Annotated in this window: 9 protein-coding genes; 5 read left to right on the top strand and 4 right to left on the bottom strand. The window is 67.9% G+C overall.

The annotated features are described in order from the left end of the window. Positions 1 to 85: 85 nt before the first annotated feature. Together HWX08_RS03900 and HWX08_RS03895 are read right to left on the bottom strand one after the other, a co-directional pair. Positions 86 to 1180, bottom strand: coding sequence for an LLM class flavin-dependent oxidoreductase (locus HWX08_RS03900; RefSeq protein ID WP_174919394.1), 1095 nt, complete (start codon positions 1178 to 1180; stop codon positions 86 to 88). A 52-nt stretch (positions 1181 to 1232) separates the two neighbouring features. Beyond that, positions 1233 to 2180, bottom strand: coding sequence for an ABC transporter substrate-binding protein (locus tag HWX08_RS03895; RefSeq protein ID WP_069260002.1), 948 nt, complete (start codon positions 2178 to 2180; stop codon positions 1233 to 1235). 318 nt (positions 2181 to 2498) lie between these two features. On the opposite strand from HWX08_RS03895, the gene HWX08_RS03890 reads away from it, so the two are divergent. Together HWX08_RS03890 and HWX08_RS03885 are read left to right on the top strand one after the other, a co-directional pair. Further along, positions 2499 to 3416, top strand: a complete 918-nt coding sequence (locus HWX08_RS03890) for an alpha/beta hydrolase family protein (protein WP_174919392.1) — start codon at positions 2499 to 2501, stop codon at positions 3414 to 3416. Further along, positions 3413 to 3844: a MarR family winged helix-turn-helix transcriptional regulator gene (locus tag HWX08_RS03885; RefSeq protein ID WP_069260004.1), complete on the top strand. Its 432-nt coding sequence runs from the start codon at positions 3413 to 3415 to the stop codon at positions 3842 to 3844. The genes HWX08_RS03890 and HWX08_RS03885 overlap by 4 nt, the downstream gene beginning before the upstream one ends. A 49-nt stretch (positions 3845 to 3893) precedes the next feature. Here HWX08_RS03885 and adhP read toward each other — a convergent pair whose 3' ends face one another. Next, positions 3894 to 4922, bottom strand: coding sequence for an alcohol dehydrogenase AdhP (gene adhP / locus HWX08_RS03880; RefSeq protein WP_174919391.1), 1029 nt, complete (start codon positions 4920 to 4922; stop codon positions 3894 to 3896). A 339-nt stretch (positions 4923 to 5261) separates the two neighbouring features. Here adhP and HWX08_RS03875 point away from each other — a divergent pair, with 339 nt between their 5' ends. From HWX08_RS03875 to otsA, 3 genes are all read left to right on the top strand, one after another. Continuing rightward, complete coding sequence (locus HWX08_RS03875) at positions 5262 to 7340, top strand: TonB-dependent receptor (protein ID WP_236858336.1); 2079 nt, start codon at positions 5262 to 5264, stop codon at positions 7338 to 7340. A gap of 465 nt (positions 7341 to 7805) precedes the next feature. Continuing rightward, on the top strand, positions 7806 to 9425 hold the full coding sequence (locus HWX08_RS03870) for a methyl-accepting chemotaxis protein (RefSeq protein ID WP_174919390.1): 1620 nt from the start codon (positions 7806 to 7808) through the stop codon (positions 9423 to 9425). A 643-nt stretch (positions 9426 to 10068) separates the two neighbouring features. After that, positions 10069 to 11475 (top strand): alpha,alpha-trehalose-phosphate synthase (UDP-forming), encoded by a 1407-nt coding sequence (otsA, locus tag HWX08_RS03865; RefSeq protein ID WP_174919389.1) that lies wholly within the window; start codon positions 10069 to 10071, stop codon positions 11473 to 11475. A gap of 69 nt (positions 11476 to 11544) precedes the next feature. Here otsA and ftsH read toward each other — a convergent pair whose 3' ends face one another. After that, the gene (ftsH, locus tag HWX08_RS03860) at positions 11545 to 13515 is read right to left on the bottom strand and encodes an ATP-dependent zinc metalloprotease FtsH (protein WP_174919388.1); all 1971 of its coding nucleotides are present in this window, start codon (positions 13513 to 13515) and stop codon (positions 11545 to 11547) included. Positions 13516 to 13517: the final 2 nt, after the last annotated feature.

Genomic DNA, 13517 nt, shown 5'->3' with positions numbered 1-13517 from the left:
CGATGCCCGACACGACTTCGCCCCGGCATTCCATGACGGCAATGCCGGGGCGCGTGAAACGACACCGTCGGGTGGAACGCCGGGCCTACGCCGTCACCGCCGCGTGAGACCGGTCAAGCTCGGCCACCTGCGCATGAATCGCCGGAATCAGCGCACGCCCGTAATCGAGTGCATCGTCCAGCGGATCAAACCCGCGAATCAGGAACGTCGACACGCCCAACCGGTAATACGCGCCGAGCGCGCGCGCAACCTGTTCCGGCGTGCCGACCAGCGCGGTCGAATTCCAGCGCGCGCCGGTCAGGTTCGCGACGCCCATCCACAGCCGCTCGTCGAGCACGTCGCCCTGCGCGGCGGCCGCCATCAGCCGTTGCGAACCCGCATTCTGCGGCGCATGGCCGGCGATCGGCTGGCCGTTCGCGAGCCGTGCCGCGCGCACGCGCGCGCGGATCGCCTCGGCCTTCTCCCATGCGGCCGCCTCGGTGTCGGCAACGATCGGCCGGAACGACACGCTGATGCGCGGCGCACGCCCGAATGGGGCGGCGGCCGCGCGCACGCGTGCGATCTGCTCGCGCACCGACGCGAGCGGCTCGCCCCACGTCATGTAGACATCGGCGTGCTCGCCCGCGACCGCGAGCGCGGCCGGCGACGACCCGCCGAAATAGATCGGCACGTGCGGCCGCTGCACGCCCTTCACGAGCGGCGACGCGCCGCGCAGCCGGTAGAACGCGCCGTCGTGGTCGACCGGTGCGTCGGCCTGCCAGATCCGCTTGAGCACGTCGAGATATTCGCCGGTGCGGCGGTAGCGCGCATCGTGCGGCACGAAATCGCCGTCGCGCTGCAGGTCCGTATCGTCGCCGCCCGACACGACGTTCAGCGCGAGCCGGCCGCCGCTGAATACGTCGAGCGTCGCGATCTGCCGTGCGGCGGCCGACGGCACGATCACCCCGGGCCGGTGCGCGAGCAGGATGCGGATGCGTTCGGTCGCGGCGGCCGCGAACGATGCAACGATGAAACCGTCCGCCGCGTTGCTGAAATGGCCGACCAGGATCTGGTCGAAGCCGGCGGCCTCGTGCGCCTGCGCGAAACGGCGCACGTAGTCGGGCTGGACGGCCGCGCCGCCCGGTACGTCGACCTCCGCGCCGGGCGTCGCGGTGATCATGCCGATGATGTCGACTGGCATGTCGGGGTGTCCTCGTGGTTTTCGATCGGAATTCGTGGTCGGGATGGTCCGCTTACTGCGCGGCGGCCGCCTTCTGCGCAGGCGCCGCGAACGCGCCCGCATACGAGCGGTCGAGCAGCTTCGACGTGTCGTACGCGGCCGGAATCACGCCGGCCTTGTGAAGGAAGTCGGCCGTGTTCTGCGCGTCCTTCGCGGCTGTCTCGTCGACCGGGCCCACGCGCTGCTTCGCGTTGCCGAGCCAGCGATACGCGACATCGGGTTCGAGCTTCGCGCGCTTCGCCCACAGGTCCGCGTACTCGCGCGGATGGCTGTCGACCCACTGGCGCGCGGCTACCACGCGCTTCAGGAAATCCGTGATCTCGGCGCGCTTGCCGGTTGCGGCCTGCTCGTTCGCGGCGACGAAGCTCAGCGCGGGCATCAAGCCCTGCGCGGTGGTGATGGGCCGCGCGCCCTGCCGCAACGCGAGCGTGCTGACGAACGGCTCCCACAGCGACACCGCGTCGACCGAGCCGTTCGCGAGCGCGTTGGTCGCATCGATCGGCATCAGGTATGCGTACTTGACCGAATCCGCGCGCAGGCCCGCATGCTCCAGCGCGCGCAGCACCAGCTGCTGGCTCCACGCGCCGCGCCAGACGGCGACGGTCTTGCCCTGCAGGTCGGCCACGGTGCGCACCGGCGAATCCTTCGGCACGAGGATCGCGACGCCGTCGAGGCTCTGCCGCGACACGGCGACCACCTTCACCGGCGCACCTCGCGCGGCCAGCGTCAGCAGCGCGGAATCGCCGAGGAAGCCGACGTCGATCGCATTGCCGTTCAGCGATTCGGCCACCGGCGCGGCGGCCTGGAAATGCTTCCACTCGATCGTGTAAGGCAGGTCCTTCAGCACGCCGGACGCCTCCATCGACGCCTGGATGTTGAAGTAGTTCTGTTCACCGACGCGCAGCGTGACGGTGTCCTTGGCCATGCCCGGCTGCGCGGCGAGCGCCAGCAAGAGCGCCATGACGATTCGGCTCGACAACGTGATCTCCCGGAGAGTTGGCAAACGGCCGCGCGATGGCGGCGACTCGCGATCCACCGTGCACGGCGGCCGGCGGAACGGATGGAACCGGTGAAGATACGGCGATCTTCATCATGAAACAAACGCAATATTCTTCTATGCAAAGATGCAAATGTTTTATGACGTGACCGGCGGCGCCGAATGCCGTCCGGCGCGCTTGCCGGAACGCGGTTCGAATGAATCCTCGACAGATATTTCGCGCACGAAATAAATCCCGAACTATATTTCGCATACGAAATAACTCCCCGGACGAGGACGGCCATGACCGCTGAACCCATCACGTTTTCCGCCGCCGACGGCTACGTGCTGCACGGCACGCTGTGGTCGCCCGACGCCGAGCCGCGCGCGCTGGTGCTGATCCATCCGGCCACGGCCGTGCCGGAGCGGCTGTATGCGGGCTTCGCGCGCTTCCTGACCGAACGCGGCTTCGCGGCGCTCACCTACAACTACCGCGGCATCGGCGCGTCGCGGCCCGCGCGCCTGAGCGCGCTGAAGGCCCGCATGCGCGACTGGATGGAACTCGACGTGGGCGGCGCGACTGCGTGGGCGCGGCAGGCGTACGAAGGTTTGCCGCTGCTGGCGGTCGGCCATAGCGTCGGCGGACATGCGATCGGGCTGTCCGCCGCCACGCCGTACCTGCGCGCGGCCGTGCTCGTCGCCGCGCACGCGGGCAGCACGCGGCTGATCATGCAGGCGGCCGAACGCGTGAAGGTGCGGCTGATCCTGCGCGTCCTCGGCCCATTGATGGCGGCGCTGCTCGGCTACGTGCCCGGCAAGCGGCTCGGGCTCGGCGAGGACATGCCGGCCGGCGTGTTCCGCGAATGGAGCCGCTGGACGACGCTGCCGCACTATTTCTTCGACGATCCGACGCTCGGCGCGGCCGAGCGCTACGCGAAACAGCAGTTGCCGATCCTCGCGCTCGGCTTCGACGACGACCCGTGGGCGAACCCGACCGCGATCGGGCTGCTGGTAAGCTATCTGACCCGCGCGGCGGTCGAGCGCCGCCAGATCGATCCGCATGCGGCGGGCAGCGGCCCGGTCGGGCACATGGGCTTCTTCCGCAGCCGCCCCGGCGCCGTGCTGTGGCCCGGCGTGGCAGACTGGCTCGCGCAGGCACTGGACACGCCGCGCGCCGCGGGCCGCCCCTCTCTTTTCATTGCAGCCGGGAACCCAGCTTGAGCGAAGACCGACGACTGTTTTTCCTGTTGAACATCGGCCAGCGGCGCGTGCAGCGCTGGATCGACCGCAAGGCGGAGACCGACACGCACGCGAGCGCCGCGCAGGCCGGCGCGCTGTTCTGCCTCGCGAAACAGGACGGCGCGCTGGTCGGCGAAGTCGGCGCCGCGCTGCAGCTTGCGCCGTCCGCGATGACGGGGCTCGCCGACCGGATGGCGAAAGCCGGCCTGATCACGCGTCACGCCGACTCGGACGACGGCCGCGCGACGCGGTTGTACCTGACCGACGAAGGCCATGCGGCGCTCAAGCGTGCGCGCGTGCTGCTGCGCGAACTCAACGGCAAGCTGTGCGACGGGTTTTCCGACGACGAACTCGATGTCGTCGCGCGCTGGCTGCATGCGCTGCAGGAGCGGTTTCCGGCGGAACGATAAGCAGCGCGACGCCGTCGCGCCGTCGACGGCACGTGCTGCGTACATCGCATCAATGCATGTCGGTCAGCACGATGCGGCCGTCGACCTTGCCTGCGCGCAGTTTCGCGAACACGTCGTTGATGTTGCCGAGCCGGTCGCGATGGATATGTGCGCGCACCAGGCCGTCGGCCGCGAAATCGAGCGATTCCTGCAGGTCGCGCCGCGTACCGACGATCGACCCGCGCACGGTGATGCCGTTCAGCACGGTCGAGAAGATCGGCAAGGGGAAATCGCCGGGCGGCAAGCCGTTCAGCGCCACCGTGCCGCCGCGCCGCACCATTCCGAGCGCCTGCGCGAACGCGCTGCGGGACACGGCCGTGACGAGCACGCCGTGCGCGCCGCCGATCTCCTTCTGGATGACCTTGGCCGGATCGTCGACCGACGCGTCGATCGTCAGTTGTGCGCCGAGCTGCCGCGCCAGCGCGAGCTTGTCGGGTGAAATGTCGATGGCCGCGACGTGCAGGCCCATCGCGCGCGCGTACTGCACGGCCACGTGCCCGAGGCCGCCGATACCGGAAATCGCGAGCCACTGGCCCGGGCGCGTATCGGTCACGCGAATGCCCTTGTAGACGGTGACGCCCGCGCACAGGATCGGCGCGATCTCGTCGAACGCAACCTGCGCGGGCAAATGGCCGACGTAGTCGGGATCGGCCAGCACGTATTCCGCGTAGCTGCCGTTCACCGAATAGCCGGTGTTCTGCTGGCCGTGGCACAGCGTTTCCCAACCCGTGTGGCAGTACTCGCAATGGCCGCAGGCCGTGTAGAGCCAGGGCACGCCCACGCGATCGCCTTCGCGCACATGCGTGACGCCCGCGCCGACCGCCGCGACGATGCCCACGCCTTCATGGCCCGGAATGAACGGCAGCGACGGCTTGACCGGCCAGTCGCCGTCGGCCGCGTGCAGATCGGTATGGCACACGCCCGACGCGTGGATGTTGACGAGAATCTGGCCGGGCCCCGGCATCGGCACGGGCACCTCCTCGATGCGTAGCGGTTCGCCGAATGCGTGCACGAAGGCCGCTTTCATGGTCTGGGTCATGGGTCGCTCCTGCCTGGTCGGTAAGCGATCCAGTATCCGGATTCGGAATCGAACGACGTTGATACGTATCAACACGCGGGACGATGCACGGCGATGGCCGCCGCCATTTCACCCATCCGACGGAAACCTGACAGAATCCCGCCAGCTGCTTGGAATTTGCAATGATATAACATATCATGCCGGGTGCTCGCCCGCCTGACGCCGTTCAACCTCGGGTAGTCGAGCCTCGCCGAGCGAGGTCCAACGGGTCACTGCGCGTCGCAGACGCAACAATATATCGTATCCAGCCGTGACCCGCATCGCTCGTTATCCGATCCGATTCCAACCGATTCACCAACCATGCGCGACCTCCCTCGTCTACCGCTACGCCCGCTCTCGTCCCTTTCGCTGATGCTGTTCGCCGCCGTCGCGCACGCGCAGACCGATGCGCCAGCCGCCTCCGGCACGCCGCCGACCACCGCGCTCGCGCCGATCTTCGTGACCGCGAACCCGCTCGGCGACGGCGAACTGATCGCGCCGACCGTCCAGCTTTCCGGCGATGCGCTGACGCGCCGCCAGGCCGATTCGCTCGGCGAAACGCTCAACGGGCTGCCCGGCGTATCCACCACTACCTACGGGCCGATGGTCGGCCGCCCGATCATCCGCGGGATGGACGGCGACCGGATCCGGCTGCTGCAGAACGGCGTCGCGGCCTACGATGCATCGTCGCTGTCGTACGACCATGCGGTGCCGCAGGACCCGCTGTCGATCGAGCGCGTCGAGATCGTGCGCGGGCCGGCCGCGCTGCTGTATGGCGGCAACGCGGTGGGCGGCGTCGTCAACACGATCGACAACCGGATTCCGCGCGAAGCGATCCAGGGCGTGACGGGTGCGCTCGACGCGCGCTACGGCGGCGCGAACTCGATGCGCGCGGGCGCCGCGCAGGTCGAAGGCGGCAACGGCCGCTTCGCGTTCCACGTCGACGCGTTCGACCACGAAACGAGCAAGCTGCGCATCCCCGGCTATGCGCGCAGCAGCGCGCAGCGCGCGATCGACGGCCCCGACACGCCGCAGCCGGAAGGCAACGTGCCGAACAGCGACGGCCGTGTGCACGGCGGCGCGGTCGGCGCGTCGTACACGTGGGCGGACGGCTTCGCGGGACTGTCCTACAGCGGCTACGAATCGAACTACGGTTCCGTCGCGGAAAGCGACGTGCGGCTGCGGATGCGCCAGGAACGTCTCGCGCTCGCGTCCGAGGTGCGCAACCTGAGCGGGCCGTTCACGAAGCTGAAGTTCGATTTCGCGTACACCGACTACCGCCACAAGGAAGTCGACAACGGCGAAACCGCGACCACCTTCCGCAATCGCGGCTACGAGGCGCGCATCGAGGCGACGCATCGCAAGATCGGCCCGTTCGAAGGCGCGATCGGCGTGCAGTTCGGGCAGAACACGTTCTCCGCGCTGGGCGACGAGATGCTCGTGCCGTCCACGCGCACGAACAGCGTCGCGCTGTTCGGCCTCGAGGAATGGCAGGTCGTCCCGGCGCTCAAGCTGAGCGTCGGCGGCCGTTTCGAGCACGTGAAGGTCGATCCCGATCCGGCCGGCGTCGAGAAATTCGCGGGCGCGCAGCCGCGGGAATTCAATGCGGGCAGCCTGTCGGCCGGCGCGCTGTTCTCGCTCACCCCGGTGTGGTCGGTGGCGGCCAACGTCGCGTACACCGAACGCGCGCCGACCTTCTACGAGCTGTATTCGAACGGCCCGCACGATGCGACCGGCCAGTTCCTGATCGGCAACCCGAACGCGTCGAAGGAAAAGGCGGTGTCGACCGACCTGTCGCTGCGCTATGCGAGCGGCCCGAATCGCGGCAGCGTCGGCGTGTTCTACAACCGCTTCTCGAACTACCTGACCGAATACAACACGGGCCGCGTGGTGGACGGCGACGACGAACCGGTCGCGCCCGGCACCGACGGTGCGCTCAACGAGGCGATCTATCGCGGCGTGCGCGCCGAGTTCTACGGCATCGAGCTGGACGGCAAGTGGCGCGCGTTCGCGCGGCGCGGCCATACGGTCGACCTGGAACTGACGGCCGACTACACGCACGCGCGCAACGTCGACACGGGCCAGCCGCTGCCGCGCATCGCGCCGCTGCGTGCGACGCTCGCGGCCGACTACGGCTACGGCCCGTTCGGCGCACGCGCGCAGGTCACGCATGCGTGGTCGCAGCATCGCGTGCCCGACAACGACTTCTCGACGGACGGCTACACGTCGCTCGGCGTGATGCTGACCTACAAGTTCCGCGTCGGCGCGACGCACTGGCTCACGTACCTGCGCGGCGACAACCTGACGAACCAGGACATCCGCTATGCGACGTCGGTCGTGCGCGGCTTCGCGCCACAAGGCGGCCGCAGCGTGATGGCCGGATTGCGCACCACGTTCTGACCCTCCCACGGCCCGCGGCGCCCGCCGCGGGCCGCTTTCCGGCGCCCCCTGCGCCGCGAATCCGTATTTATCGGTCTATCCCGCCAATCGCGCGGTGCAGGCCAAACCTGCGTCCCGACTCCCCTTCCTCTCAATTCTCAAAATAATCCGGTTATTCATCCGTAAATCGAAACAGATTCATCATACGATTATTAGCAAAAGCATTGCTTCTGTTTCACCCATGAAAAGAGGTTCCCAATTCCACATATAAACCTTTGAATCACGGGCGCTGCGGCGATTTTTGATCTAAATCAAGAACGTCCGTCCGGCAAGGCTTCCATCGCTAAAAAAACTAATATCAGGGTTTTCAATGGGTAAAGATTGATCCGATATACCCGTTAATTCCGGCACGAGCCTGTATCGGTTCGAACAATAAACTCGATTCGCCAACCACACGCACAGAGGCACACTGTGAAAATCGCCAGAATGAGCATCAAAACAAAACTCCTTGGCGGCTTCGGCCTGCTTGCCGCGATCGTCGTGATCGTGTCGGGCATGGCACTCAAGGCGCTATCCGATACGAACACCGAATTCTCCGGCTACATGAACGGCATCAATGCGCGCGCGACGCTGTCCGCGCAGATCCGCACCGCGGTCGACCGGCGCGCGATCGCTGCGCGCAACCTCGTGCTCGTGACCAAGCCGTCCGATGTCGAGCTCGAACTGGCCGAGGTGAACCAGGCGCACAAGGACGTGCAGGACCACCTCGCGAAACTCAAGGACATGATGGCGAACGCGACCGACACCTCCGATCGCGCACGCGAACTCGTGGCCGACATCGTGCGCATCGAAACCCGCTACGGGCCCGTCGCGCTGCGCATCGTCGGGCTCGCGCAGGCCGGCAAGAAAGACGAGGCGGCCGCCGACATCGACGACAACTGCCGCCCGTTGCTCGCGCAACTGGTGCGCGCGACCGACGCCTACGCGACCTATACGCACGAACGCGAACGCGCGATCGCGCAGCAGTTCGCGGACCGCTACGAGATAGAGCGCAACCTGCTGGCCGGCATCTGCCTGATCGCGATCGTGGTCGCGGGATGCGGCGGCCTGTGGCTGACGCGCAAGATCACCGTGCCGATCGGCACGGCCGTGGACGTCGCGCGCACGGTCGCGAACGGCGATCTCGGCAGCCACATCCACGTGAGCGGCAACGACGAGACGCGCGATCTGCTCGATGCGCTGCGGACGATGAACGAGCGCTTGATCGGCATCGTCGGCCGCGTGCGCGATTCGTCGAACAGCATCGCGCATGCGGTGAGCGAGATCGCATCGGGCAACCTCGACCTGAGCCAGCGCACCGAGGAACAGGCCGCGTCGCTGCAGGAAACCGCCGCGACGATGGAGGAATTCACGTCGACGGTGCGGCTGAACGCGGAGAACGCGCAACAGGCGAGCACGCTCGCCGCGAACGCATCGGACGTCGCGCATCGCGGCAGCTCGGTGGTCGGCCGCGTGGTCGACACGATGACGGAGATCGGCCACAGCTCGTCGAAGATCGCCGACATCACCGGCATCATCGAAGGCATCGCATTCCAGACCAACATCCTCGCGCTGAATGCGGCCGTCGAAGCGGCGCGCGCGGGCGAACAGGGCCGCGGTTTCGCGGTGGTCGCGAGCGAAGTGCGCAGTCTCGCGCAGCGCTCGTCGACGGCGGCGAAGGAAATCAAGGAACTGATTTCCGCCTCGGTGCAGACGATCCGCGACGGCTCGGCGCTCGCCGGCGAAGCCGGCAAGACGATGTCGGACGTCACGCAGGCCGTCGCGCGCGTGACGGACATCATGGGCGAGATCGCGGCCGCATCGGCGGAGCAAAGCCGCGGCATCGACCAGGTGAACCTGACGATCACGCAGATGGACGAGACCACGCAGCAGAACGCGGCGCTCGTCGAGCAGGCCGCGGCCGCGTCGAAGTCGCTCGAAGCGCAAGGCCGGGAGCTGTCCGAAACGGTCGCCGCGTTCCGGATGCCGTCCGGTTCGCAGGCAACGTCGCCTGGCCTGCACGCGCAGGAACCCGCCGCGCCGCGCTGGCAACCGGCCGCCGTGTAACGGGTGTCGCGACGCGACGACGATCCTGCGCACGCGTTTTACCGGGGCGCCTGAGTCACGCTTGCGCGCACGGCGCGCGGTGCGACTGCGCGCGGGACACGGTGCGGCCGGGCATCGTTGTCCGGCGCGACCCGTTCACATGCACGACGTCGCGCTTCGCCGGTTCGCATCGCGCGTTTGCGGCTCGCGTGCGTGTAGCGCGTTCGTCGGCGCCACTGCATCGGAATCGGTGGCCAACGACGACAGGCGGCCGACGCAACATCGTGTGAGTGTCAGCCCATACGCATCGCCACGAACGCTCGCTCGCACGCCATGCGGCCGCCGGCGCGGCGCCTCGCGCACGCTGCATTCGCAGCGCTGCGCAAGATTCGATCCCGCTCCTGCATCGCGCGCCGTCTCCCCGGCGACACGGCGTATCGCCGCCCATTCGCACGCGCATTGCGCATCTACGCACACTTTTAAAACGACCGAATGACGAGTATGCTTTAAAAGCACACCCCGCTCGGACGGCGAATCGCGTGCCCTGACTCCCGTCCGAACGCATTGCGGCCTCATCGCTTCGCGCACGGCGCTGCGATGGCGGCGTCCGCTTCTCGCGCCACGGCCGCACGAAACATTCCCTCAACGATCGTAAGGAGAGCTGGTGAGCCGCCTCGTCGTCGTATCCAATCGCATTGCAGATCCCCGTAAAGCCGCGGCCGGCGGGCTCGCCGTCGCCGTGAAAGACAGCCTGCAGGAATCCGGCGGCGTCTGGTTCGGCTGGAGCGGCAGGCTACGCGGCGGCGACGATCAGCCCGCGCACGGCGACGACGTGCAGATCCAGAACGTCGGCGGCATCCAGCTCGCGACGATCGATCTCGATCCGCAGGATTACGACGCGTACTACCTCGGCTATTCGAACAACGTACTGTGGCCGGTGTTTCACTACCGGCTCGATCTCGCGCAGTTCGACCGCCGCTTCGCCGACGGCTACCGGCGCGTGAACCAGCTGTTCGCGCGCAAGCTGCGCACGCTGCTGCGGCCCGACGACACGATCTGGGTTCACGACTACCAGTTGATTCCGCTCGCCGCCGAATTGCGCGCGATGGGCTGCACGAATCCGATCGGCTTCTTCCTGCACATCCCGATGCCGCCGCCGCCGATCATGGCCGCGATCCCGGAACACGAATGGCTGATGCGCTCGCTGTTCGCGTACGACCTCGTCGGCTTCCAGACCGAATCGGATCTGCTCCACTTCGAGCATTATGTCGAAGCGGAAGCCGGCGCCGCGCGGCTGCCCGACGGCCGCATGCGCGCGTTCGGCCGCACGCTGTCGGCCGGCGCGTTTCCGATCGGCATCAACGTCGACGAGTTCGAATCGCTCGCGCGCGATCGCGACGGCCTCGACATGTTCGAGCGGATGCGCGACGAATATTCGCGCCGGCAGTTGCTGGTCGGCGTCGACCGCCTCGACTACACGAAGGGGCTGCCGCAGCGCGTGCACGCATTCCGCCAGCTGCTCGAGCAATACCCGGAAAACCGCAACCGCGCGACGCTGATCCAGATCGCCGCGCCGAGCCGCGAGGATCTCGGCGCGTACGACGACCTGCGACGCGAGATGGACAGCCTGTGCGGCGCGATCAACGGCGACTACGGCGAACTCGAATGGATGCCGATGCGCTACATCCACCGCACCGTCGCGCGCAAGCGCCTGCCGGGCCTCTATCGCGCAAGCCGCGTCGCGCTCGTCACGCCGCTGCGCGACGGGATGAACCTCGTCGCGAAGGAATTTCTCGCCGCGCAGGACGCCGCCGATCCGGGCGTGCTCGTGCTGTCGCGTTTCGCCGGTGCGGCCGAGCAGTTGAAGCCGGCGCTGCTCGTCAATCCGTACGACACGCAAGGCACCGCGCAGGCGATCCAGCGCGCGCTCGCGATGCCGCTCAAAGAACGCCGCCAGCGTCACGCGGCGCTGATGGCGATCGTACGCAAGACCGACGTGCACTGGTGGCGCACGCGCTTTCTCGACGCGCTCACCGAAGCGGCCGAAGTCGCGGCCGCGGCCGAATCCTGACCCACCTGACGCACGCTCACGCGTGCGTCGTCGCATCTTCGCGTGCCGCTCGCGGGTTGAACCGCCTCTTCAACGATCGGGTTCGCGCGGCGGCCCGTACGCGACGAAATCGCGCGCGGCCGCCCGCCCCTGCTCCTTTTCGATCGCGCCGCCGCGTGCACCGGCTGCGTCGTCCGGCACCGTTGCCGGCTGCGCTTCGACACGCCCGTCGATCAGCGCCTGCAGCGCGTCGCGTTCGAGCACCTCGCATTGCAGCAGCCGGCGCGCGATCCGTTCGAGCGCATCGCGGCGTTCGCCGAGCGTCGCCGCGACCCGCGCGTGCGCATTGGCGAGCAGGGTGTGCACTTCGTCGTCGATCATCCGCGCGGTGTGTTCGCTGCAGCGCCTGTCGCCCGCATGCCATGCGCCGGGCAGGCCCGCGTGCGCATCGCCGTCGTCGAACGTCGCGAGCCCGATCTTCTCGCTCATCCCGTACTGCATGACCATGTGGCGCGCCATCGCCGTCGCGCGTTCGAGATCGTTCTGCGCGCCCGTCGACACGTCGCCGAACACCAGCTCTTCGGCCACGCGCCCGCCGAGCAGCGCATCGATCCGGTCGAGCAGCTCGCTCCTGCGCAGCACGTAGCGATCCTCGGTCGGCACCTGCTGCGTATAGCCGAGCGCAGCCACGCCGCGCGGAATGATCGACACCTTCTTCACCGGGTCGCAATGCTTACGGCTTTCGGCGACGAGCGCGTGGCCCGCTTCGTGATACGCGATGGTCAGCTTCTCCTGTGCGTTCATGACGCGGCTCTTGCGCTCGAGGCCCGTCAGCGCGCGGTCGATCGCCTCGTCGAAATCGGCCATGCCGATCGCCGGCTTGCCGAGTTCGGCCGCATGCAGCGCGGCCTCGTTGACGACGTTCGCGAGATCCGCGCCGACGAAGCCCGGCGTGCGCGACGCGAGCTCGCCGAGATCGACGTCGGCCGCGAGCTTCACGCGCTTCACGTGCACGCCGAGGATCTGCCTGCGGCCGTTCACGTCGGGCCGGTCGATCGCGATGTGGCGATCGAAGCGGCCCGGGCGCAGCAGTGCGGGATCGAGTATCTCCGGCCGGTTCGTCGCGGCCATGATGATCACGCCGGAGCCGGCCTGGAAGCCGTCCATCTCGACGAGCAACTGGTTGAGCGTCTGCTCGCGTTCGTCGTTGCCCGACATCGGGCCGACGCCGCGCACCTTGCCGAGCGCGTCGAGTTCGTCGACGAACACGATGCACGGCGCCTTCTGCTGCGCCTGCTCGAACAGGTCGCGCACGCGCGCCGCGCCCACACCGACGAACATCTCGACGAACGCCGAGCCGCTGATCGAGAAGAACGGCACGGCCGCCTCGCCGGCCACCGCACGCGCGAGCAGCGTCTTGCCGGTGCCCGGCGCGCCGACCACGAGCACGCCCTTCGGGATCTTGCCGCCGAGCCGCTGGTAGCGGTCGGGGTTGCGCAGGAATGCGACGAGCTGCTGCAGCTCGGCCTTCGCTTCGTCGATGCCCGCGATGTCGTCGAACGTGATGCCGGTTTCCTGCTGCACGTACACGCGCGCGCGGCTCTTGCCCATCCCGGTGAAATCCTGCAGCCCGCCGCGCTTGCGCAGCATCATGTTCCAGATGAACACGAACAGCACGAGCGGCAGCAGCCACGATGCCAGCGACGCGACCCAGCTCGTATCGGGTGCGCCGTGATAGCGGATGCCGGCGGCGGTCAGCGTGTCGGTGAGATGGTCGTCGCTCACGCGATTGGTCGTGAAGTGCCACGGCGCACCGCCCTGCTGCACCGCCGCGGCTTCGGACGCCGGCAGCATCGTGCCGGCCTGCGGCATCTTCAGCGTGCCGGAGATCGTCGCGGGGGCGATCTCGAGATCGTCGACGAGCCGCGCGGCGACGAGCCGGTGGAAATCGCTGTACGCGATCGACGCCGACGACGGGCGCAGCATCAGCAACTGCGCGGCGAACAGCACGAAGAAGCCCGCCGCGATCAGCAATCCCGGGTAGTCGAATTTCCTGTCCATGG

The sequence above is a fragment of the Burkholderia metallica genome (assembly GCF_902832845.1).
GTDB lineage: Bacteria > Pseudomonadota > Gammaproteobacteria > Burkholderiales > Burkholderiaceae > Burkholderia > Burkholderia metallica.
This window is presented reverse-complemented; position numbering and strand designations above follow the sequence as displayed.

What these genes read in the sequence shown, in the direction of transcription:
- HWX08_RS03900 (WP_174919394.1), bottom strand. Translation starts at nt 1,180, where the DNA reads ATGCCAGTCGACATCATCGGCATGATCACCGCGACGCCCGGCGCGGAG.
- HWX08_RS03895 (WP_069260002.1), bottom strand. Translation starts at nt 2,180, where the DNA reads ATGGCGCTCTTGCTGGCGCTCGCCGCGCAGCCGGGCATGGCCAAGGAC.
- HWX08_RS03890 (WP_174919392.1), top strand. Translation starts at nt 2,499, where the DNA reads ATGACCGCTGAACCCATCACGTTTTCCGCCGCCGACGGCTACGTGCTG.
- adhP (WP_174919391.1), bottom strand. Translation starts at nt 4,922, where the DNA reads ATGACCCAGACCATGAAAGCGGCCTTCGTGCACGCATTCGGCGAACCG.
- HWX08_RS03875 (WP_236858336.1), top strand. Translation starts at nt 5,262, where the DNA reads ATGCGCGACCTCCCTCGTCTACCGCTACGCCCGCTCTCGTCCCTTTCG.
- HWX08_RS03870 (WP_174919390.1), top strand. Translation starts at nt 7,806, where the DNA reads ATGAGCATCAAAACAAAACTCCTTGGCGGCTTCGGCCTGCTTGCCGCG.
- ftsH (WP_174919388.1), bottom strand. Translation starts at nt 13,515, where the DNA reads ATGGACAGGAAATTCGACTACCCGGGATTGCTGATCGCGGCGGGCTTC.